The sequence below is a fragment of the Eisenbergiella porci genome (genome assembly GCF_009696275.1).
Classification (GTDB): domain Bacteria; phylum Bacillota; class Clostridia; order Lachnospirales; family Lachnospiraceae; genus Eisenbergiella; species Eisenbergiella porci.
Map to the genome: position 1 here is coordinate 23,013 of NZ_VUMI01000012.1, position 22,283 is coordinate 45,295.

General features: G+C 49.3%; 23 protein-coding genes and 1 other annotated feature. Of the genes, 18 read left to right on the forward strand and 5 right to left on the reverse strand.

What is annotated here, in order from left to right:
- The first annotated feature begins 5 nt into the window (after positions 1 to 5).
- From FYJ45_RS09160 to FYJ45_RS09165, 3 genes are all read left to right on the forward strand, one after another.
- The gene (locus FYJ45_RS09160) at positions 6 to 1,256 is read left to right on the forward strand and encodes an AGE family epimerase/isomerase (protein WP_154464364.1); all 1,251 of its coding nucleotides are present in this window, start codon (positions 6 to 8) and stop codon (positions 1,254 to 1,256) included.
- A gap of 182 nt (positions 1,257 to 1,438) precedes the next feature.
- Positions 1,439 to 1,696: an AAA family ATPase gene (locus FYJ45_RS32165; RefSeq protein ID WP_330588624.1), complete on the forward strand. Its 258-nt coding sequence runs from the start codon at positions 1,439 to 1,441 to the stop codon at positions 1,694 to 1,696.
- A gap of 13 nt (positions 1,697 to 1,709) precedes the next feature.
- Entirely contained in the window at positions 1,710 to 2,297 is a 588-nt protein-coding gene (locus FYJ45_RS09165; RefSeq protein ID WP_330588625.1) for an AAA family ATPase, read from the forward strand.
- A 75-nt stretch (positions 2,298 to 2,372) separates the two neighbouring features.
- Here FYJ45_RS09165 and FYJ45_RS09170 read toward each other — a convergent pair whose 3' ends face one another.
- A complete protein-coding gene (locus FYJ45_RS09170; protein ID WP_021634878.1) occupies positions 2,373 to 3,047 on the reverse strand; it encodes a helix-turn-helix transcriptional regulator in 675 nt (224 codons plus the stop codon).
- 279 nt (positions 3,048 to 3,326) lie between these two features.
- Between FYJ45_RS09170 and FYJ45_RS09175 the strand changes: the two genes are divergently transcribed.
- From FYJ45_RS09175 to metG, 5 genes are all read left to right on the forward strand, one after another.
- Positions 3,327 to 3,707, forward strand: coding sequence for a RidA family protein (locus FYJ45_RS09175; RefSeq protein ID WP_025490839.1), 381 nt, complete (start codon positions 3,327 to 3,329; stop codon positions 3,705 to 3,707).
- Between the two features lie 127 nt (positions 3,708 to 3,834).
- The gene (gene nhaC, locus FYJ45_RS09180) at positions 3,835 to 5,319 is read left to right on the forward strand and encodes a Na+/H+ antiporter NhaC (protein ID WP_102288209.1); all 1,485 of its coding nucleotides are present in this window, start codon (positions 3,835 to 3,837) and stop codon (positions 5,317 to 5,319) included.
- 26 nt (positions 5,320 to 5,345) lie between these two features.
- Positions 5,346 to 6,521 carry a MalY/PatB family protein gene (locus FYJ45_RS09185; RefSeq protein ID WP_117545474.1) on the forward strand — a complete coding sequence of 392 codons (1,176 nt, stop codon included), beginning with the start codon at positions 5,346 to 5,348 and terminating at the stop codon, positions 6,519 to 6,521.
- A gap of 97 nt (positions 6,522 to 6,618) precedes the next feature.
- Positions 6,619 to 6,795, forward strand: coding sequence for a hypothetical protein (locus tag FYJ45_RS09190; RefSeq protein WP_021634873.1), 177 nt, complete (start codon positions 6,619 to 6,621; stop codon positions 6,793 to 6,795).
- 148 nt (positions 6,796 to 6,943) lie between these two features.
- Positions 6,944 to 7,202, forward strand: a binding site (T-box leader).
- Between the two features lie 115 nt (positions 7,203 to 7,317).
- A complete protein-coding gene (gene metG / locus FYJ45_RS09195) occupies positions 7,318 to 9,027 on the forward strand; it encodes a methionine--tRNA ligase (protein WP_154464365.1) in 1,710 nt (569 codons plus the stop codon).
- 979 nt (positions 9,028 to 10,006) lie between these two features.
- Here the strand turns inward: metG and FYJ45_RS09200 are convergent.
- Positions 10,007 to 10,420: a VOC family protein gene (locus tag FYJ45_RS09200; RefSeq protein ID WP_235930736.1), complete on the reverse strand. Its 414-nt coding sequence runs from the start codon at positions 10,418 to 10,420 to the stop codon at positions 10,007 to 10,009.
- Positions 10,421 to 10,597: 177 nt separating this feature from the next.
- On the opposite strand from FYJ45_RS09200, the gene FYJ45_RS09205 reads away from it, so the two are divergent.
- The 5 genes from FYJ45_RS09205 to FYJ45_RS09225 all read left to right on the forward strand — a co-directional run bounded on the left by FYJ45_RS09205 (position 10,598) and on the right by FYJ45_RS09225 (position 15,134).
- Positions 10,598 to 11,266: an alpha/beta fold hydrolase gene (locus tag FYJ45_RS09205; protein WP_154464366.1), complete on the forward strand. Its 669-nt coding sequence runs from the start codon at positions 10,598 to 10,600 to the stop codon at positions 11,264 to 11,266.
- Positions 11,251 to 11,907 (forward strand): GNAT family N-acetyltransferase, encoded by a 657-nt coding sequence (locus FYJ45_RS09210; RefSeq protein WP_330588626.1) that lies wholly within the window; start codon positions 11,251 to 11,253, stop codon positions 11,905 to 11,907. The genes FYJ45_RS09205 and FYJ45_RS09210 overlap by 16 nt, the downstream gene beginning before the upstream one ends.
- Positions 11,908 to 12,106: 199 nt before the next feature.
- On the forward strand, positions 12,107 to 13,627 hold the full coding sequence (locus tag FYJ45_RS09215; RefSeq protein ID WP_235930737.1) for a S41 family peptidase: 1,521 nt from the start codon (positions 12,107 to 12,109) through the stop codon (positions 13,625 to 13,627).
- 119 nt (positions 13,628 to 13,746) lie between these two features.
- Complete coding sequence (locus FYJ45_RS09220) at positions 13,747 to 14,310, forward strand: TetR/AcrR family transcriptional regulator (RefSeq protein ID WP_154464368.1); 564 nt, start codon at positions 13,747 to 13,749, stop codon at positions 14,308 to 14,310.
- Positions 14,311 to 14,519: 209 nt separating this feature from the next.
- Positions 14,520 to 15,134 carry a class I SAM-dependent methyltransferase gene (locus FYJ45_RS09225; protein WP_154464369.1) on the forward strand — a complete coding sequence of 205 codons (615 nt, stop codon included), beginning with the start codon at positions 14,520 to 14,522 and terminating at the stop codon, positions 15,132 to 15,134.
- Between the two features lie 105 nt (positions 15,135 to 15,239).
- On the opposite strand, the gene FYJ45_RS09230 is transcribed toward FYJ45_RS09225, so the two are convergent.
- Both FYJ45_RS09230 and pyrB read right to left on the reverse strand, forming a co-directional pair.
- Positions 15,240 to 15,677, reverse strand: coding sequence for an aspartate carbamoyltransferase regulatory subunit (locus tag FYJ45_RS09230; RefSeq protein ID WP_021635641.1), 438 nt, complete (start codon positions 15,675 to 15,677; stop codon positions 15,240 to 15,242).
- A gap of 66 nt (positions 15,678 to 15,743) precedes the next feature.
- Complete coding sequence (pyrB, locus tag FYJ45_RS09235) at positions 15,744 to 16,664, reverse strand: aspartate carbamoyltransferase (RefSeq protein ID WP_021635640.1); 921 nt, start codon at positions 16,662 to 16,664, stop codon at positions 15,744 to 15,746.
- 503 nt (positions 16,665 to 17,167) lie between these two features.
- On the opposite strand from pyrB, the gene FYJ45_RS09240 reads away from it, so the two are divergent.
- The gene (locus tag FYJ45_RS09240) at positions 17,168 to 17,578 is read left to right on the forward strand and encodes a PH domain-containing protein (RefSeq protein WP_021635638.1); all 411 of its coding nucleotides are present in this window, start codon (positions 17,168 to 17,170) and stop codon (positions 17,576 to 17,578) included.
- Positions 17,579 to 17,720: 142 nt separating this feature from the next.
- Positions 17,721 to 19,091: an MATE family efflux transporter gene (locus tag FYJ45_RS09245; RefSeq protein WP_154464370.1), complete on the forward strand. Its 1,371-nt coding sequence runs from the start codon at positions 17,721 to 17,723 to the stop codon at positions 19,089 to 19,091.
- Positions 19,092 to 19,192: 101 nt separating this feature from the next.
- On the opposite strand, the gene FYJ45_RS09250 is transcribed toward FYJ45_RS09245, so the two are convergent.
- Entirely contained in the window at positions 19,193 to 19,603 is a 411-nt protein-coding gene (locus FYJ45_RS09250) for a putative ABC transporter permease (protein ID WP_154464371.1), read from the reverse strand.
- Between the two features lie 56 nt (positions 19,604 to 19,659).
- Between FYJ45_RS09250 and FYJ45_RS09255 the strand changes: the two genes are divergently transcribed.
- From FYJ45_RS09255 to FYJ45_RS09265, 3 genes are read left to right on the forward strand one after another with little or no spacing between them, the layout of a single operon-like run.
- Positions 19,660 to 21,099: a bifunctional folylpolyglutamate synthase/dihydrofolate synthase gene (locus FYJ45_RS09255; RefSeq protein WP_235930738.1), complete on the forward strand. Its 1,440-nt coding sequence runs from the start codon at positions 19,660 to 19,662 to the stop codon at positions 21,097 to 21,099.
- A gap of 34 nt (positions 21,100 to 21,133) precedes the next feature.
- Positions 21,134 to 21,691 carry a GTP cyclohydrolase I FolE gene (folE, locus tag FYJ45_RS09260; RefSeq protein WP_154464372.1) on the forward strand — a complete coding sequence of 186 codons (558 nt, stop codon included), beginning with the start codon at positions 21,134 to 21,136 and terminating at the stop codon, positions 21,689 to 21,691.
- A gap of 49 nt (positions 21,692 to 21,740) precedes the next feature.
- Positions 21,741 to 22,277 carry an HD domain-containing protein gene (locus FYJ45_RS09265; protein WP_154464373.1) on the forward strand — a complete coding sequence of 179 codons (537 nt, stop codon included), beginning with the start codon at positions 21,741 to 21,743 and terminating at the stop codon, positions 22,275 to 22,277.
- Positions 22,278 to 22,283 lie beyond the last annotated feature (6 nt).

Below are 22,283 nucleotides of genomic sequence, written 5' to 3' on the forward strand. Positions count from 1 at the left end.
AGAAGATGGAGGAAAGTAATAAAAAATATCAGATTGACACAGAAGAAAACAGAAAATTTTTAGAGGAGATCCGGGATGGGCTGCTTAGCTTCGGACATAAATTTCCCTCACCGGGAGGAAGCTCCTATTACCTGGGGGATGACGGCACGCCGTGGACGGACCGGAACCGTGAAACCTGGATAACGAGCCGTATGGTCCATGTATACAGCCTGGGCTGCTTCCTGGGCCATCCCGGAAGCGAAGCGCTGGCGGATGCCGGGTTAAAGGGGCTTAAGGGCGAGCTTCATGATGAGAAAAACGGCGGATGGTATGCGGGGCTTACTTCCGACGGGGAGATACTTCCCAACAAGCAGTGCTATGCCCATGCATTTGTGATTCTGGCGGCGTCTTCCGCCGTCCTTGCCGGAAGGCCGGGGGCGCAGGAGCTGCTTGAGGATGCGCTGAAGCTGTATGACCTGCGTTTCTGGAATGAAGAGGAAGGGCTTTCCTGCGATACCTGGAATACCGAATTTACCGTTCTGGATGACTACCGCGGGCTGAATGCAAATATGCATACGGTGGAGGCATTTCTGGCGGCGTCGGATGTGACCGGCGATGAAAAATACCGTGTGAGGGCGGGCCGCATCATTGATCATGTGGTAGGCTGGGCTTCCCGGAATGAATGGAGGATCCCGGAGCATTTTACAAAGGAATGGGTGGCGGATCTGGAATGCAATAAGGAGAAGCCGGATGATCAGTTCAAGCCTTACGGGGCAACTCCCGGACACGGCATTGAATGGGCAAGGCTGATTGCACAGTGGGCGCTTTCTACATATCTGGAGGAAAAGGAAGCGGCTTCCAAATATATTGAGGTGTCCGAGAATCTTTTCCGCCGTGCTGTCAGTGATGCCTGGAATGCGGACGGTGCGCCCGGTATCGTGTATACCACGGACTGGAGCGGAAGACCGGTGGTGCATGACAGGATGCACTGGACGCTTGCGGAAGCCATCAATACCTCCGCAGTGCTTTACCATGTGACGGGAAAACAGGAATATGCGGATGATTATGCGCAGTTTATGAAGTATCTGGACGAAAGGGTGCTGGATCATGTGAACGGCTCCTGGTTCCATCAGCTGGATCGGAATAATCAGCTGATCGGTAGCGTATGGCCTGGGAAATCTGATATTTACCACGCGCTGCAGGCGACGCTGATTCCCTGCTACGACGCGGGTCTTTCCATTGCCCCCGCGGTAAAAGGCGGAAAAAAACTATCCTGAAAATAAGCTTCCGGCAGTGCCTTCAGGGCTGCTGATTCCCGAGGGCAGCGGGCCAGGCAGCCATGCCCGCAAGGATATTTGGCGGCTGCCGTGAGGGCCAAAGACCCCACTGTTTGCAGCGGGGTCTTTGAATTACAGGATGTTAAAAGACGCTCTGAAAGACAGTCAGGAGGAGGCGCGCTATGATTTATCTGTCACAGTTTTCTTTCCCGGACATAGAGGAGGAATATGATTTCCTGATGGCACAGGCCAGAACCTGTTATGATTCCTATTATCCTTTCCAGATTATTTCAAAGCACCGGCTGCGGATGCTGGATTTTGAGCCGGTTACTTTTCTTTATGGAGGCAACGGATCGGGGAAGACGACGGTTCTCAACTGTATCGCGGAAAAGCTGCGGCTTAACAGGGATACCCGTTTTAACCGGACTGTTTTTTTTTGAAGACTATACGCGGATGTGCTCTTTTACGGCAGATTATGGGATACCGGTGGAAAGCAGGATTATCACCAGCGATGACGTCTTTGACTTCATCCTGAATATGAGGGCGATAAACGACGGGATTGATGAAAAGCGGGAAGAGCTGTTCGAAGAGTATCTGGATGCCAAGTACTCTGATTTCAGGATGAAATCCCTGGAGGATTATGATCGGCTGAAGAAGGTCAACATGGCGCGCCGGAAAACGCAGTCGCGTTATGTGAGAAATAACCTGATGGACAATGCGAGGGAGCATTCCAACGGGGAAAGCGCCTTCCTTTATTTCTCTGAAAAAATAAAGGAGGATGGGCTGTATCTGCTGGATGAGCCGGAAAACAGCCTGTCCCCGGAGCGGCAGCAGGAGCTGGTGCGTTTCATTGAGGATTCCGCCCGGTTTTTCGGCTGCCAGTTCGTGATTGCCACGCATTCGCCGTTTCTGCTGGCGGTAAGGAATGCCAGGATTTACGATATGGATGAAGAGCCGGTGGATGTGAAGCGGTGGACACAGCTGCCCAACGTCCGGGCATATTATGATTTTTTTAAGAAGCATAAGGAAGAATTTGAATGAAAAGGAGGCCGGTCAGCAAATGACCTGCCTCCTTTTTCGGCTGCCTTTCAGGGCGCGCCCGGCGGCGCAGGTTTCTCAGCTCTGGTTTTTGAAATTCCTGATATGCATGTATACCGTGTTTTTTGAAATATTCAGCTGTTCAGCCACCTTGATTACAGCATCCTTCAGGTTGAAAATGCCGCGCTGGTAAAGCTGAAGGACGATTTCTTTATTTTTATTGGCGGAGGAAATGTTCGGGTCGCTGTAAACGGCCTCCCTCGTTTCGGAAAGTGAGGAGAGGATCAAATCATCAATGCTGTCGGAGAAGGTTTCCGCAGGCGCGGCTGCGGCGGTAACCGTGCTCTGGGGCGGCGCAAGGGTCTGCAGGATATTGGAAAGAGGGATTTCCATGTGGAAATTCATGCAGAGCAGGCCGATGATGCGCCCGTGCTCCCCTGTAATGGGGATGGTGCAGGAGCGAAGGACGGAACCGGATTTGTTCTTATTATAATAGGGAGAAACCGTCCGGCCTGGATCCTTTTCCAGTTCCCCCAGCATTTTCAGGGCCAAATCCGTAATGGGAGAGCCTTCCTTCCTTCCGGTGTAATGCCCGTTGATTATTTTTATGACGGAATGATCCAGGCTTTCCAGGCTGTGGAGCACCAGCTCGTAGCCTTCGCCCAGATAAGCGCCCAGCCCATCCAGCATGAGGGCGTAGGAATTCAGAATCTGTCTGTCGGTTGGGGTAAGTTCAATAAAAGGAGTATCCATAGTTGTCACCTGTGCCTTTCGGGGGGATAGTTTTTCTTTGTAACCTTGAAAAGTGAAATAATTACGATAATATGTAATTTCACACGGGCCTAATTAGTGAAAATTATTTCAGTGCAGCTTTCTGATTCTATTATAATGGAGGGGAGGGGAATGTGCAAGAAATTAGTGAAATAATTTTTAGTAAATATACAGAATAAATAAACAAAAGTGTATTGACTAAAATATATTTTATTGATATAATGCAGTTATCAAGTAAAAACGAAGAAAGAGGTGGAGAAATTGCTGAAAAAAATTTACACAAAAAATGCTCCGGAAGCTATTGGCCCTTATTCGCAGGCGATTCTGTTCAATGAACTTTTGTTCAGTTCAGGACAAATCCCGGTGGACCCTGCTACCGGAGAGGTTGTGCAGGGAGACATTACGGCTCAGGCGGAGCAGGTAATGAAGAACGTGGGAGCAGTGCTTGCGGAAGCGGGGACGGACTTTGAGGCTGTTATCAAGACGACCTGTTTCCTGAGCGACATGGGAGACTTTGCCGCATTTAACGAGGTGTACGGAAGGTATTTTACCGAAAAGCCGGCGCGTTCCTGTGTGGCGGTGAAGGCGCTTCCCAAGAATGTGCTGTGCGAGGTTGAGGTTATCGCAGCGGTTGGAAAGTAAAGCAAAAGTTTATGGTCTGGACTGCTGTAAGCAGAAATGCAGAGTTCAAATTAAAGAGCTGATATGTAACAAAACGTGAAATAGCACAATGCGGGAGTGTATTGTGCATAAGGAGGGGAATTTTTCCATGAGTGAAAAAAAAGTAAGAGAAAAAAAGAAACCGAGTTTTTTCCTGGCAGTGCTTCCGATTCTGGCAATGATACTGCTGCTGGGCGTAGGCTATGCGGTAATGGGCTTAAGCCCTGAGGTTCTGATGCTGGTATCCGCAGCAGTGGCAGCGGTGATTGCCGTTTCGCTGGGGTATACCTGGGACGACATCATGAATTCCATCGTAGGAAAGCTTTCCAAAACGATGCCGGCTATTTTTATTCTGATTATCGTAGGCTTCCTGATTGGCTCCTGGATGATCGGCGGCACCATCCCGATGATGGTTTATTACGGACTGAAAATTATCAGCCCCCGTTATATCGCAGTTACTTCTTTTCTGGTAACGGCAGTGGTTTCCCTGTGTACCGGAACCTCCTGGGGTTCTGCGGGAACCATCGGCGTGGCCCTGATGGGTGTTGCAGCAGGTATGGGCGCTCCGCTTCCGTTGGTAGCAGGCGCTGTTGTATCCGGTGCGTATTTCGGCGACAAGATGTCCCCGCTTTCCGATACCACCAACCTGGCTCCTATTGCAGCAGGCTCCAAGCTGTATGACCATATCGGACATATGTTCTACACTACGATTCCCGGATGTATTATCTGTCTGATCGTTTATACCATAGCCGGATTTTCGCTGGCAGGCGGCGGTGCGGTGGCAACTCCTGAAAAGGTGGATACCATCCTGACAACGCTGGAAGGGATGTTCCGCTTCAACCCGCTGGTGATTCTGCCTCCGATTATCGTACTGTACGGTTCTGTCCGCAAGAAGCCTACCATCCCGGTAATGCTGATTTCCAGCGTGGTTGCTTTCTTTAACGCCACGGTTTTCCAGGGCTTCTCCCTGCAGCAGTGCTTTACCGCAGCTATCAGCGGCTTCAGCCTTGATATGGTTACCAAAGCCGGTTTTGATGCGGCGGCCCTGATTCCTGATATCCCGAGGCTGCTGGAACGCGGCGGCATGCTTTCCATGCTGAATACGGTTCTGATTGCATTCTGTGCTTATGGCTTTGCCGGAACCTTGGCTGTTACAGGTTCCCTTGATATCGTGCTGAATAAGCTGATGAAGTCCGTAAAGAGCACGGGCGGCCTGATTGTATCCACAATCGTTTCCTGTATTACTGCAGTTTTCGTAACAAGCAACGGACAGCTCTCCATCCTGATTCCCGGAGAAATGTTCTCCAAGACCTATATCAAAAAGGGCCTGCAGCCCAAGAACCTTTCCAGGACACTGGAAGACTCCGCAACCGTTGTGGAACCCATCGTTCCCTGGACGGCAGCAGGCGTTTACATGGCAACAACACTGGGCGTGCCCACGCTTTCCTATCTGCCCTGGGCGATCCTGTGCTACACCGGCGTGATTTTTGCAATCATCTGGGGCTTCACCGGCTTCGGTATTGCCAAGATTAAGCCCGGCGACGATTATTATGAGGAATATCTGGCTCTTCAGAAAGAAGACAAAGCAGCATAAGCGCTGTCCCGGGAGGAGGTTTTACAATGGGAATGCATTTTGATTTTGACACTATGACGGACCGCAGGAATACAAACTGCGGGAAATGGGACACCATGGATAAAAAATACGGCCGGAAGGACATGATTCATCTGGGCGTTGCGGATATGGATTTCAAGGCGCCGGCGCCTGTCCTTGACGGGCTGCGCGAGGTGCTTGACATGGGCGTCCTGGGCTACACGGACTTAAGCGATAAGTTTTTTGAAAGCATTCAGCGCTGGTATAAGAAGCAGTACGGCCTGGAGGTGCCCAGGGAGTGGATCGTATTCTGTCCCAGAATCAATATTGCCTCCAGTATCTGTGTGGAAACCTATACGGAAGCGGGCGACGGCGTCATCATGAATACGCCTGCCTATGGCCCGCTGCAGAGCGCGATCCTCAAAAACGGCAGAAGGATGCTTTCCAGCCCGCTGAAAAGGAACGGGGATCGGTATGAACTGGATTTTGACCATATGGAAAGCCTGGTGGACGAGCGGACGAAAATGCTGATCATGTGCAATCCCCACAACCCGACCGGGCGTTCCTGGACAAGAGAAGAACTGGCGCAGGCAGCCGATTTCTGTAAAAAGCACAACCTCGTTCTTTTTTCAGATGAAATCCACGGGGATCTGACAGCAGAAGGGGTGAAGCACCAGTCCACCCTTTCCGTTACAGAGGATGTGAACGACAGGCTGATTCTGGCAACCTCGCCTGCAAAGACCTTCAACATCCCGGGAGTTATCGTTTCCTATATGATAATTCCCAATGAGGAGCTTCGCAGCCGGATCGCTGCCGACATTGACAGGATCGGCATGCATAACCCCACTATTTTTGCAGTTACCGCCGTGGAAAAGGCGTATACGGAATGTGACGACTGGTATGAGGCGGTAAAGAAGTATATTGATGAAAATGAAAAATATACCCGCAGTTATTTTGCGGAGCATTTCCCCAAGCTTCATATCATGCCCAGAGAGGGTACCTATCTGTTATGGATTGATTACCGGGAAACCGGCATGAGTGAAGAAGAGCTGGAGCAGTGGTTCCTGCAGGAGGCCAACGTATCCGTATATATGGGAAGCGTGTTCGGGGAAGCCGGCCGCGGCTATATCCGGCTGAATCTGGCGTCACCCAGAAGCCTGCTGGAAGAAGCGTATGAAAGAATGCGCGGGGCGTGGAAACGCTGATGCGTGGAAGCGTTTTGTTAAAATACCATGCAGAAAATGTTATGCGGTAAAATGTTGTGCGGTAAGATGCTATGCGGTCGTATGCGGAGAACGATACGTGCTGCAAAAGCGCAGTGCAAATTATTTTCAGCAGTTAAGAAAGACGTTCAAAAAAATGGAGCAGAAAAGCCGTCTGCCGGGAAAAGCCCGGTCAGGCGGCTTTTCTTGTCAGGCGGAACTCCATTCAATGGATGAGCAGTTTCAAACCACGGCGAAAATGAGTGCTTTGGTGTGAAAAAATGTCTGCATACCTGCCTGTAAAACAAGTATCCGCCTGAGAAAAAGATGCCAGGCATCTGGCTTCTAAACAGCGTCAGGCATCTGCCTGAGAAACAGTTGACAAACCCAAACGCCCTGTATATAATAAAACACAATTTCATATATAAAAGGCGAAGAAGAGAAGAGTAGGCGGCAGGCGCTTTTACAGAGAGTCCAGGTTGGTGAGAATGGATGAAGTAAATGCAGCTGAACATGGTCTTGGAGCTGCGCACCGAAAACCTGTGGGTTCAGGCTGCGACGGAAGCACCCGTTAGCGTGATATACTATCGATGAATCATTTCTCATCCGTAGTTGATAAGGTCTGCGCCGTGAGGCTCAGGCGAATTTGGGGTGGTAACACGAAGCGAAGCTCTCGTCCCCGAAAAAGAAATTTTTTCGGAGAGGAGGGATTTTTTTTGCCCTCAGTCCGGGAAGGCCGGACTGCAGCGGAGCGGGCATCCGCGTTATCATAACAAATTCAGGAAATGAGGGATATTAAATGAAAAATATTTTAATCGGAGGAGCCTGGCCCTACGCCAACGGCTCACTTCATATCTGGCATCTAGCAGCGCTGCTGCCGGCGGATGTGCTGGCGCGTTATCACAGAGCTGCCGGCGATAAGGTGTGTTTTGTATCAGGAAGCGACTGCCACGGGACACCGGTGGCCATCCGGGCAAAAAAGGAAGGGAAAACGCCTGAGGAAATCAGTGACTTATATCATGAAGAATTTTCCCAATGCTTCAAAAAGCTGGGATTTAGCTATGATTTGTATACGAAAACCTCGTCCCCGGCGCATAAGGATTTTGTCAGTAAGTTCCATAAAAAACTGTATGAAAGCCCATATGTTTATGAAAAGGAGGTGCCGCAGGCCTACTGTGAATGCTGTCAAGCCTTTTTGGCGGATCGTTTCGTGGAAGGGCTCTGCCCGGTCTGCAGGAAAAGCGCCAGGGGGGATCAATGTGATGAATGCGGCGCGGTGCTGGAGGCGGAAAACCTGAAGCAGCCGGTATGCGCGGTCTGCGGTTCCGCGGTTTCCTTCCGCAGCAGCAGGCATCTGTTTATTGCGATTACCAGGCTGAAGGAAAGACTGCAGGAGCTGGTGGACACCCATGAAAACTGGAGAAAAAACGCGGCGGCATTTTCCAGGCGGTATCTTGGCGAAGGTCTGCGCGACCGGGCGCTGACGCGGGATCTGGAATGGGGCATCGATGTGCCGAAGGCGGGCTATGAAGGAAAGAAAATATATATCTGGGCGGAAAATGTGCTGGGCTATTTATCTACAAGCCACGAGGCGCTGAAAGGCTGCCCGGGGGAATTTGAAAGGCTCTGGGGGCTGGACGGAGGCTGCGGAAGCGAAGCAGGGGCGGAGACGGAAGCCCCGGAAACCGGCGCCGAGGGAGAAAACGCGGAGATCAGGCATTATTACGTGCATGGGAAGGATAATATTCCCTTTCATACGATTATTCTCCCTTCGCTGCTGATTGCCAATGGCAGTGGCTGGCATCTTCCTGATGAAATCATTTCCAGTGAATATCTGACGCTGGAAGGGCGCAAGATTTCCACCAGCCGGAATTATGCCATCTGGATAAAGGATATGATAGATAAGTACGATGCGGATTCCCTGCGTTATTATCTGCTGGCAAACGGACCGGAGAAAAAGGACGCCGATTTTTCCTGGAGAGAATTTGTCAACAGCCACAACGGGGAGCTTCTTGGGGCCTACGGCAATTTTGTGAACCGGACGCTGGTATTTATCCGGAAGTATCTGGACGGAACTGTCCCCTGCGGCACGCCCGATACGGCGCTGGAGGAGGAACTAGAGAAGCTTTTCGCCGATACGGGCGCGAGGATTGAAAAAGGACGCTTTAAGGATGCGGTGGACGGGATTTTTGAACTTGTAAGGAAGGCGAATAAATACTTTGATTCCACCCAGCCCTGGATTACAAGGAACACGGATGCCGGGAAATGTGCGGATACTCTGTATAACTGCGTACAGCTGATAGCCGGACTGGCGGTTCTTTTATATCCTTTCCTGCCATTTTCTTCTGAGAAAATCTGCGGCTGGCTGCAGCTGTCCGCAGAATGGAAGCCTCAGCAGGTGAAGGCAGGATATCCTGTTCCGGAAGTGCAGGTGCTCTTTGAACGGCTGGATAAGAAGGTGGCTGAGGAAGAAACGGAAAAGCTGGAGAGGCTTTTGCCGGAGAATTAGGTAAATAATCGAAAGCATTAAGAGGGTTCGGGATGAGATTCCCGGGCCCCTTTTTAAATGAAAGCATGTATAGCCGGAATGTTTTTTCAGCTGTTAGATAATCTACCATAAGCTTTACTGCATCAGTCGCAATCCTTCTGTGCCAATATGATTCATTTATCGAAATCCCTCCCGCCAAGGCATCTAATGGCAGCTGGCAAGTTTCCCCTGCTTTTTCTGTACAGGTATGGAGGTATATATTGATAGACGTTAGGATTAACCGTAATTTCTATAAGGTTGCTCACATCAACTTCAACCATTTTCCTGATTATAATATATTCATTTCTAAGGTATGGAAATGTATCAAATAGCTCTGTCAAGTCATTATGCATATCCTCACAGGGCAATCGCTTACGAAAAAAGAATAAATAGGAAAAGGCTTCCTCCATAAATTAAAAAGTGGTATCCTCTAAAGAAAGGATACTGATAAGATATGGGACGAGGATTGGCAGAAATATTGAAGGAAGTATATCGCATTGTACTTTTTAGCATTGTACTTTTTCAAAGGGAAGGGAAAATGTGAATATGCGAAGACATCAGAAAAAGGACATGGATGCTATGAGACGCGGGAATGCTATGCGGCAATGGACAGCAGCTGGCTGCCGCAAAAAAACGACTGGGAAGACATATGCGGGACAGGAATGCTGGTCAGAAGAAAACAAACTACATTGAGTACTGGACGTAGAATTTGATGAGGATCATATGCGGATGCGGAAACAAGGGGGATATGATTTATCCTGCCCCCCGAAACCGGGCATCCAACGTTCCGCACAGCCCATCTTGGCATGAGAAGTATGCCATCTCATACCAGGGATATTTTCATGTGTGGCAGGAATTCCAATCCCACAAAAAACCATCGTGGCAAGCAAGAAGTACGTCTTATTACCAATAAGACGCATTCAACTAACCTCATAAACTTTTATTTATCGGGCTTCAATACTTACATCCAGGGCATAATCGGAGGCAGTATACAGAACGGATGTCCCGCAGGGTCAATCATCACCCGCCAACGGTCGTCATATTGGTACTCCGATAAGCTTGCACCGCACGACAAGGCATATCTCACTCCTTCTTCCACATCCTGAACGTGAAAGTCCAAGTGCGCCATTTGCTGCTGCGCATCCAGTGTAGCAGGCCACACGGGCGGCACATAATCATCCACCTGTTGAATGGTAATCCAGGTTGGAGTTCCTGTTTGTTCCAAATTTACTAAGACTGTATATTCTTCACCCTTGAACCGCGTCCAGCCAAGCAATTTTTCATAAAATGCAGACAACTCGTCCGCGTGATTGGAATCCAAAACGACATTCCATCCCACAAGATTAAGTGCCATTATACAATTACAAAATTTCATTCTGCCGCCCATAACCCTGTTTGTTTGCCTGGGCACCATTTTACCCTTGCAGAAGTATATTGTACACAGCGGAAATGCTGATTCTATGGGTCTTTCAGGCTGGAAAAAAGATTTTATTACCGCCGAATATTTACTGTTTTTTATAATGGGCAACAGCGCAAAAAGGAGAAAAAGCCGATGAATATAAAAAATATGGACATTGTGCGCGAATACGGCCGGCCGCCGTTCCGGGCAATAGTCCTGCACGGAGGCCCCGGGGCTCCCGGATGTGCCGCAGGCCTGTGCAGAGGGGCTGCCGAACGGGGAATTCCCGTACTTGAACACCTTCAGGCAGCAGATACCTTTGTTGGTCTGATGGAAGAAATCCTTAGCATTATGAAACGATATTCTATGGAACAGACAATCCTGATTGGTCATTCCTTCGGTTCGTGGCTGGCATGGTGCTTTGCAGAAAAATATCCTTATATGGTACAGAAAATTATTTTGGCAGGAGGCGGGCCCCTGGAAGCAAAATACCTGCAGGATATTATCAGAACACGTAATGAACGGAAAAGCCAGGGAATAGAGGACACCGATAATTACTGCGCGCTGCCCGGGACAAGCGAAGACATGCTTTTTTTTAACAAGGAACAATATGAAGCGCTGATGGCGGAGGCGTTTGCCCTACGTGAAAGCGGAGATCTTCTCAAAAGGGCGCTGCGTGTCCAGTGTCCTGTTACCCTGATTCAGGGAGATTACGATCCACATCCGACGGAAGGAGTGTACGCCCCTCTTGCAGGCAGGCTTCCTCAGTTTTCTTATTATGTCCTTGAAAAATGCGGCCATGATCCATGGAAAGAAAAATAAGCAAGGAAGCGGTTCCTGGATTTGCTGGAAGCAGAAGTAAATTTCTTGATAAAACCTGCGGAACTCCGGACGCCCAGGCTATTATAAAAAGATTCCGGGCCGAGGAACCGGAAAGAAAGAGGTATGAAATGGAAATAGAAACAGAACGGCTGAGAATTACCGCTCTTACTCCCGAACAGCTTGATTGGTGGTTAAACGATTTGCCTCGGCTGGAAGAAAAACTGAACTGCTCCTACCAGGCCGAACCGCTGGAAGGAATATTCAAAGAAATTGTTTCCGGACAGTTGGAAATTACCAGACAGGACAGCGAAAACTACCTGTGGCACAGCTTTTGGCTTCTCATCAGAAAAGCCGATAATGTCGTTGTAGGCTCCGCTGATTTTAAGAATGTACCCGATGAAAAAGGCCAGGTTGAAATAGGCTATGGCCTGGGAAAAGCCTTTGAACATGAAGGATATATGACGGAAGCCGTCCGCGCCATGTGCAGCTGGGCAAAGGAACAGGAAGGGGTGTCCTATATTACTGCGGAAACGGAAGCAGACGGCTTTGCTTCCCAGCGTATCCTAAAGCGCTGCGGTTTTACGGAATATGCAGGGAATGATACCATCTGGTGGAGAATGCAGCCGGAATCAGACAGTTAATATCAGAAAATTATCCTCCATATACAAGCAGGCCCCCCCATGAAATCCCGATAAAAATAAACCCAGAAACCATATTACAAAACTGTAACCTTCAGGAAAGCCAATATGATACCTTCCCATAAGAAAATCCGGTATCCTGTGAATCAGAAAGACAACACCATCAATTAACCGGAATGAAATATGGAAAGGATGAATGGATATGAAAAAAAGGATCGTTATCATGCTTCTGCTGGCGGCAGTGATGCTGAACGGCTGTAAGGCAGACAGCAAAGCGGAGCGTCCGGCGGCGGATTCTGTGACAGCATTGGACAGCGTAGCGCAAACAGGAGACAACAAGGCAGAAGACAAAAAGGCAGAGGAAAGTGCAGTAAAAGAAAGCGCAACAAAGAAAAATACAGCAGAGGAAACAGCAGCAGGCGAATCAGCGGGAGAGTCCTCCGGGCAGCCGCCGGAAACAGAAGAAGGAATTACTGTAATCGGTGAGTTTGCCAGACTTTCCGCAGAGGAAGGAAACTGGAAAGGGCTGACAACAGAAGAAAAGCTGGAAGATTTCGATTTCCTGTATCAAACCCTGAAAGAAAATTACCCCTACTGGAATCTGGCCGAGCGGACGCAGAATATAGATTTGGAAGAGCAGTACCGGATCTGCAGGGAAAAAATAAAAAACTCCGAAACGGACATGCAGCTTTTCACAAATATACAGGGGTTCGTAGGACCATGCGGCGGAATCGGCCACTTGCAGCTTGTTGTTGAAAATTGGGCGGATGATTACAGCAACCTGGACGGCATTTCCGAAGATTTGCTCCCTCTCATGCGAAAAATCAGTGATGCCTATGCGAATGATACTTCAGTTGCAGCATATGAGAAGATTGAAAAATCATTTCAAAAAGCATGGGAAAAAGTCCAGGCGTACTATGAAGAACAGGGGATGTCTGACTTGCTTCAGTCAGACCCGGGCTCCATGGCTCAGGAGGATGAAACAGGAGATACCATACTTCTGGACAGCGGCGAAACCGATAATCTTTTATACGGGAGCATTGAAGAAGGAAAGACTGCCTACATTAAAATAAGATTTTTTGATATGGATTATTATGAAGAAGACCGTAAAATCCTGACCGGCTTATATGAAAAATACAGCGATTATGAAAATGTCATTTTTGATTTAACCGATAACGGAGGCGGCGGAATGCCCTACTTTGACGATCTCATTATGGCTCCTAACATTGACCATACCTGTACCGCCGACACATACCAATTTGTAAAAAACGGCAGCTATAACCGCAAATTCATGGATTTTTCTGAATATAAGCCTGTCAGTGAGGTCCCCGAACTGCCCAGATTGAATCAGGAAGACCTTTCCGGACTTGATTTATTTGTGGCCGATACCTATAAGGTTGAGCCTTCCGGAGAAAAGAAAGCCCTGAAAGGAAAACTGTGGATGCTGGTGAACGAAAATGTGTATTCCTCCTCCGAATATGCGGCCATGTTCACGAAAGCCACCGGATTTGCAACTCTTGTGGAGCGGACGACAGGCGGCGATGGAATCGGTTCCGAACCTCTGCCCATCGTCCTTAAGAACAGCGGCCTTATCGTGCGGTACAGCCCTGTTTACGGAACTACCCCTGACGGCGCGGGCAGCGAGGAATTCGGAACGGAACCTGATATCCTTTCCCCGGAAGGCGAAAGCCCGCTGGAAACCTGCCTGAAAGCTATTGGCTAAAAACCCGGGGCAATGTTTTTATATTAATGAAATAACATTAAGCAGGCGGCATTGAAAATATGTCATTGACAAATATTTAATAGAGGAGTAAGCTGAAAACAGAAAGAGAGAGGATCCATATGAGAGTTTCCAAAGAACCTGAAGTCAGAAAACAGGAAATGCTGGATACCGCCATGCGGGTATTTGCCGAGAAAGGCTTTGAAGCCACTACCATGAAGGATATTGCCGCTGAAATGAATGTGGTTTCCGGGCTTTGCTACCATTATTTCCAGAATAAACAGCAGCTGTATGAAGAAGCTTTGACGCACTATGCAGAAGAGTGCAGCGAGCCTTTTATCCAGATTTTCAGGAATACAAAGCAGCCGCTGGAAGAGTGCATGAAGGCTGTTATTGCATTCCTGTATCAGGAGGAAGGAAAATATAAATACGCCTCTTTTTTTGATAAAAAAGGAAATGAATTTTTTCATCGCCAGCTGAGTATGCATATGGAGGAGAAAATTGCCCCATACCTTACGGAATATCTCAGGTGCCGCTCTGAAATGGGAGAAATCCACGTGGATTATCCGGAGCAGACAGCTCTTTTTATTTTAAGCGGCCAGTCTCCCATCGTCATTGATGAAAGGATTCCATTAAAGGAAAAGACAGAACTGCTGCACAAATTGATTTATAAAATATTACAGTAGGCCGGCCCCGCTGTTTAGCGGGGCTTTTCTGCAAAACACTATTGAATATAAGTCAATGACATGGGTTTAATCATTTTTACAGCAATTATTGCCCTGAAGAATTATCCTCAAATGGCATATTAAACGGACAGTTCTGCCCCTGAAGGCCTGAAGGTGAAAACGCACCAGTTTACGGCAAAAAACAATATTTGAAAGGACGGCGCCAGAGAATGGAAGATACGAGCAAAAAAATAACAACAGATTATTTCAACAAAACAGCGGAGGATTACGACACAAGCCATGACGGAAAATTTGTCCAATGTATGTACCGGGAAATTCTTGCCCGCGTACCGGATACCAGAGGACAGCGGCTTCTTGATTTGGGCTGCGGCAACGGCAATATACTAAAAACCCTGAATGAACGCATCCACGCAGAATATTACGGCCTGGATATTTCGGAAAAAATGATTGAAGAGGCGGGAAAGAAACTGGGGAAGGCGGCGCGGCTTCAGGTGGGAGATGCGGAACAGCTGCCCTATAAGGACAATTTTTTTGATGTGATGGTTTGCAATGCTTCCTTCCACCATTACCCGAACCCGGAAAAGGCCGCCGCAGAAATGGGCAGAATCATAAAACCCGGCGGCCTTCTAATCCTCGGTGACCCCACAATGCCCTCTATAATGATTGAGGTGTTCAACTGGGCGTTAAAGTGGAGCAGTTCCGGCGACGTTAAGCTGTGGAAGAAACGGGAAATCAGGGAGCTTTTTGGAAGATGCGGCTTTGTAATGGAGGATTGGAAGCGGATTAAATACAGATGCTTTGTCAGCAGTTTGAGGAAAAGGTAAGGGGGGCGGCTGCAACTGCCGCTATAACAGAAAAATATGTCGGGAAGAAAAAATACTGCCGCCCTGTAGTACAAAAGGGCCGGCAGTATTTTTTCTTCTTCCTGCTTATAATAAAGAACGTCTGTCGAATTTCTCTTCGCAGTATTTGCAGCGGTATATTTCTTTTTTCTCATCGGAGAGAACGAAAATATGAGGAAGTCCCTGCTCAATGGAAGTGATGCAGCGGGGATTTTTGCAGTGAATAACGTTTTTGATTTCTTTGGGGAGTATCAGTTCCTTCTTCTTAACGATTTCGCCATTTTTTATAATATTTACGGTAATATTATGATCTATGAAGGCCAGGACATCAAGGTTCATCATGTCCACATCGCATTCCACCTTCAGAATATCTTTTTTCCCCATTTTATTGCTGCGTGCATTTTTGATGATAGCCACCGTGCAGTCCAGCTTGTCCAGCTGCAGGTGACGGTAAATGGACAGGCTGGTGCCGGCCTTGATGTGGTCAAGCACGAAGCCTTCTTCAATTTTTCCTACATTTAACATAAGGTTGCCTTTCTGCCCGCTAATGGGCGTTTATACTAATGCCACAAAGGGCGTTTCCCTGGTAAATTAATCGTTTACGCTGATACCCAGCAGGGTGAGGATAAGCGCCATGCGGACATACACGCCATACTGCGCCTGCTTGAAGTAAACAGCCCTCGGATCGTCATCCACATCCACGGAGATTTCATTGACCCTGGGCAGGGGATGAAGGACGAGCATGTCACTGGGAGCCAGGGAAAGCTTGGCTTTGTCGAGCACATAGAAGTCCTTTAAGCGGACGTAATCCTCTTCGTTGAAGAAACGCTCCTTCTGAACGCGGGTCATGTAAAGGATATCCAGGCCGGGCATAATTTCCTCCAGCTGTGTGACTTCCTCGTAGGGAATATTTTTTTCCTTCAGCATTTCCGTAATGTAGTCGGGGACGCGCAGTTCATCAGGGGAGATGAAAATAAAGCGTACATTGTCATAGCGAACGAGGGCATTAATCAGGGAATGTACGGTCCGGCCGAATTTCAGGTCGCCGCACAGTCCGATGGTAAGCTGGTTCAGGCGGCCCTTCAGCGTGCTGATGGTCATCAGGTCCGTCAGCGTCTGGGTCGGATGCTGATGTCCGCCGTCGCCGGCGTTGATTACCGGGATCCCTGAAACAGAGGCGGCTACCATAGGAGCGCCCTCTTTGGGATGGCGCATGGCGCAGATATCTGCATAGCAGGAGATGATGCGGATGGTGTCGGCCACGCTTTCGCCCTTGGAAGCGGAGGAGCTTGCGGCGTCGGAGAAGCCCAGCACGCTGCCGCCCAGATTGAGCATGGCGGCTTCAAAGCTTAAGCGGGTCCGGGTGCTCGGTTCATAGAAACAGGTAGCTAACTTTTTCCCCTCGCAGGCATGCGCATATTTCGGCATGTTCGATTCGATATCCCTTGCCAGGGCAAAGAGCTTGTCCAGTTCCTCCACGGAAAAGTCAAGCGGGTTCATTAAATGTTTCATTTATCAGTCTCCTTTCTGTTAAATGCGGAAATATTGGGATCCGGACATCAATTTTGCTGAACGTGTCCGGCCGCCCCCGGCCCATAAATAACGCCTGCGGTCGGCAGGCGTTGATTTTAGAAAATCGAAGAGAAAATAATTTTCCCTTCGATTTATATTCAGATATCCGGTATGAAATTCTGCTTATTGCCAGGCTTGCAGCGGTTTGCAAATCGTCCCATAAAATTCTCCACATTTCTTACAGCCACTTACTATTTGTGACATTATAGCACATCGAAAAAGGGGGTTCAATCTATTTTTATGTAAAATTTATTTTTTATAAAATTAGAAGGTCCGGATGAAAAACCTTTGCAAATCAGGTGCATATCTATTATAATTTACGCGAAGGATATGAAGTAAGGCAGCAGTTTGGAAGTCTTAACTGTTGCGAAGAGAGAACTGAATGGCACAGATACACGCGCACATAAGAACGCGCATAAGCAGCATAAGAAAAGAGGTAGCCTATGGACGGTGAAAACAGGAACGGGGAAGTGCAGTTTACGGAACGAAAAAGATGGCTGTTTTTCGGCCTGCCCTTTACCTTTACCGTATATACGGTGAAGGATGATATCATTACCGTTTCGGAAGGTTTTCTGAATAAAAAGGAAAACGACTGTTATATGTATAAGGTGCAGGACGTGGAACTGGTGGAGTCTCTGGCGGAACGCATTGTTGGAATAGGTACGGTGAAATGCTATACCGGCGATACCACCAATCCGGTGCTGATGCTGACTCATATAAAAAATGCCAGAACCATTAAAAATTACATATTGGAGGCCTCGGAGAAGGCAAGAATCCGGCGCCGTACCATGAATATGCTGAATATCGGCGCAGAAGGCGCGGATGACGGCGATTGGGACGACGGCAGGGAATAGGCGGGGACGTTTGGAATATTTTCATTCTCGAAAAGAAAGATGCGGAAAACCAGTTTTTTTCTGCATTTTTTTGTGTAAGGGAGTGAGTCCGGCCGCGAATGGGTTCACCGAAGGACCGGGGCAGGCAGGAGGAGTGTTGGAGATGGAACTTGATATGACGAAGGGGAGTCCCTTTAAGCTGATTGTGAGGTTTATTATTCCGATTATTATCGGGAATATTTTTCAGCAGCTGTATAGTCTGGTGGATACCGTGATTGTGGGGCGGTTTGTGGGTGTGAAGGCACTGGCGGCTGTGGGGGCCACGGGGACGATTACGTTTTTGATTCTGGGATTTCTGCAGGGGCTGACTACAGGCTTTACGATTCTGACGGCGCAGCGTTTCGGCGCCGGGGATGAGGAGGGGATGAAGAAGAGCGTGGGAAATGCCGCGGTCCTTTCTGTTATCGTTACGGTGGTTATGACCTTTACGAGTGTGCTGATTATGGACTGGCTGCTGCGTATTATGAGGACGCCTGCGGATATTATGGATATGTCCAGGGAATATATTCTGATTATCTGCTGGGGAATGGGCTTCAGCGTACTTTATAATCTGCTGTCCAGTATTCTGCGGGCTGTGGGGAACAGTAAGGTGCCGCTTTATTTTCTGGTGCTGTCGGCTGCGATTAATATTATAGGGGATTTGGTTCTGATCATTTGTTTTGATATGGGTGTGGCCGGGGCTGCGGTGGCGACGATTGCATCGCAGGGAATTTCCGGGCTTTTGTGTCTTGTTTATATGGTAAAGAAGGTCCCGCTTCTTGCTTTGCATAAAGAGCATCTGAGGCTGGATCCGTGGTGTGTGCGGAATCAGGTATCCATCGGGATTCCCATGGCGTTGCAGTTTTCCATTACTGCGGTGGGGACGATTATGGTACAGGTTGCGCTGAATATGCTGGGTTCTACCGTGGTTGCCGCTTATACGGCGGCCTGCAAGGTGGAGCAGCTGGTGACGCAGGTGTTTGCTTCCATGGGTATGACGATGGCCACCTTCTGCGGGCAGAACCGGGGGATTAATGATCTGGGGCGTATTAAGAAGGGAAGCAGGATCGCTTTCTGGATGTCTGCGGTTTACGGGGGGATTATTTATGCAGTGGTTGTTGTGGCGCTGCCGGTGATTATCCGGTTGTTTGTAACCGGGGACAGCACGGAGGTGCTGGGGTATGCGCGGACCTATATTTTGATTAACGGGGCTTTCTTTATTCCGCTGGGGATGATTTTTATCTACAGAAATGTGATGCAGAGCTGTGGTTATGCGTTGATGCCGATGATGGGCGGCGTGGTGGAGCTTTTGAGCAGGGCCGTGCTGGCCGTGGTGGCGGCGAAGCTGCTGAGCTATGTGGGCGTGTGCGCCGCAAATGCCAGCGCATGGTGTCTGGGCGGAATTTTCCTGTACATTGCTTATCGGTTTACCATGAAGAAGATGGAGAGGGAGAAGCTGTTTGCCGAGGGGCAGCGGCAGGAGGCTTCCTCATAATTGCTTCCTTTAATTAGGAAGAAAGCGGAAATAGCGGGCAGGGATATCCTGTCCGCTATTTCCGCGGGTAATGGGGAAGGCTGTGCTGGTATTTTCCGGATTTAATGTTTCTTTTTCCCGGCAGGGGACTGGATTGCCTGTTCCATGAGCAGTCCGGTGGCAAACCAGCAGGGGGCGTAGTCCAGGCGGATGACCTTGCCGATGTTCCAGCGGGCCTTGCCGTAGCTCCAGGGGCAGAGGCCTTTTTTCAGAAGAAAACGGCCTGAGAGGTATTCTGCCACGAAAATGAAAAGGGCATAGACGCAGCCTCTGACGAACCAGTGGCATTTTTTTACCAGGGCGCAGATGGGGCGCAGCAGGCAGCCAGCCCCGTAGATGGGAAACATCCACAGGGAGGTGGTGCCCTGAAGCGTGAATTTGCGCTGCTGGAGGGAGTGGAGGGCGGTAAATGTAATTTCAAGGCACCAGCCGAGGATGCCGCATTTTAAAAAGTCTTTACATAATTTTTGCATGCTAATATTTTGGCCGGTTATTCTTTTTTTATGCAAAATGTGCTAGGATAAAGAAGTTGAAAAAATGTTATTCCCGTGAGCAGCAGCCAGGCACCCGTGCTTGTATGGATATCTGGCGGCTTGCCCTGCATCGTTGCAGGTTTGATGCTTCGTTGTCTGCGGCGGGGGATTTGATTGCGCGCAGCGGCGCGCGGATAGGAGAAGAGATGAATTATCAGGAGGCGCTTGCCTATATGCAGGAATGCAATACCTTCGGCGTGGTGCCGGGCCTTGAGAATATAAAGGAGCTGTTGGCGCGGCTGGGTAATCCGCAGGAGAAATTAAGCTTTATACATATCGCGGGGACGAACGGCAAAGGCTCCGTAATGAATTTTATTTCCACGGCGCTTACGGAAGGCGGTTATAAGACGGGGCGGTATATTTCCCCTGCCATTTTTGAGTACAGGGAGCTGTTTCAGATCAATGGGAAGCCAATCAGCAAGGTAGCGCTTGGCAAAACCATGAAACCTGTGCGGGAGGCGGCGGAGGCTATGGCGGCGGAAACCGGAAGGCATCCCACTGTTTTTGAGGTGGAGACAGCGCTTGCTTTCTTATGGTTTTGTCAGAAAAAATGTGATATTGTGGTGCTGGAAACCGGGATGGGCGGGCTGCTGGATGCCACAAATGTAATTCCGGCGCCGCTGCTTTGCGTTTTTGCGTCCATCAGTATGGATCATATGGCTTTTCTGGGCGATACGCTGGAGGAGATTGCGGCGCAGAAGGCGGGGATTATCAAGCCGGGAAGCCGTGTGGTTTCCTGCAGGCAGCTTCCTGAGGCTATGGGAGTGATTGAGGAAACCTGTAAAGAAAAGGGCTGTGAACTGTTTGTATCCGATATGGAGTCGGCCAAAAATGTGAAGTACGGGCTGGAGAAGCAGCGATTTTCTTATAAGGGGCATAAAAATCTGGAAATCACCATGGCCGGAATCCATCAAATCGACAACTGCGCCCTTGCCGTGGAAGCTCTTGACAGGCTTGCGGATTTGGGCTTTCCCGTAAAGGAGGAGAAGCTGAAGGCCGGGCTTCTGCGCGCAAAGTGGCCGGGGCGCTTTGAAATTATCGGCAGGAAACCGCTGTTTATCGCAGACGGGGCGCATAACGAGGACGGCGCGGTAAAACTGGCCCAGTCCATACGTTTCTATTTTACAAATAGAAGAATCATATATATAATGGGAATATTGAAGGACAAGGAAGTGGATAAAATCATCCTGAATACCTGTGATTATGCAGATGCCATTATCACGGTGGCAGCGCCCTGCAACCCCAGGGCGATGTCTTCCTGTGAGCTGGCGGAGGTGGTGCGCAGGGTGCATGAAAATGTGACCGCGGCGGACAGTCCGGAGGAGGCCGTGGAAATGGCACGCCTTCTGGCAGGGAAAGAGGATGTTATCATCGCTTTTGGCTCCCTGTCCTTTCTGGGGGATGTCATCAGAATCGCGGAAAAGAGGCAGCAGTGAGAAATCAGGCAGCGGCCGGTCAGGAGAGACACGCATGGTAGATAAAGCAAAAATTGAGGAAGCGGTGAAGCTGCTTCTGGAAGGAATCGGAGAAGATGTAAACCGGGAAGGGCTGGTGGAGACGCCCCAGCGGATAGCAAGGATGTATGAGGAGATTTTCGGCGGGATGGATGAGGATCCGGCGGTGCCGCTGTCCAAGCAGTTTCAGGCGGAGGGCGCAGGGATTGTGCTGGAAAAGGACATTACCTTTTATTCCACCTGTGAGCATCATCTGATGCCGTTTTTCGGAAAAGCCCATGTGGCTTATCTTCCGGACGGCAAGGTGGTGGGTTTAAGCAAACTGGCGAGGACGGTGGAGATTTTCGCCAGAAGGCCGCAGCTTCAGGAAAAGCTTACGGCGCAGGTGGCGGATGCCCTGATGGATTATCTGAAGCCCAGGGGAGTGATGATCCTGATTGAGGCGGAGCATATGTGCATGACAATGCGCGGTGTGAAGAAGCCGGGGAGCAAGACGGTAACTGTGGCGACAAGAGGTGCTTTTGAAGAGAATGCCGCGCTGCAGGAAACCTTTTATCATATGCTGGAGCGTTAGGGCGTATTTGAAATTTGCTCCACAACCTGTCGGGGAAAGGAAGAGCGGTATGGACAGAGTCAACAGGATACTGCACAATCCGAAGTACAGGGAATGTGTGGAAAAAAACCGGAAATATGAAGAAGAACGGATCTTCTGCAGGCACGATATGTCTCATTTCCTGGATGTGGCCCGGCTTTCCTGGATTGAAAATCTGGAAAGGGGGCTGGGAATTGAGAAGGAGCTTATTTACGCGGCGGCACTGCTGCATGACTGCGGCAGGTTCCGGCAGTATGAGGACGGCACGCCCCATGAGCTTGCCGGAGCACAGCTGGCGGAGGAGATTCTTCTTGACTGCGGCTTTGAGGAACCGGAGCGGGAGGAAATCCTCCGGGCGATTTCAGGGCACAGGGAAAAAAAGCTGGCACAGGAGGAGAGCCTGCGCGGGGTGCTTTACAGGGCGGATAAGAAAAGCCGGCCCTGCTTTGCATGCCCGGCGGAAGGAGCCTGCAGCTGGCCGCCCTCCAAAAAGAACCTTTTGCTGAAGTGGCGAGGGGAGGCAGGCTGTGAAGAGGGGAGAAGGGCAGATAGAGAGAAAATGGGGTAGTGGTGA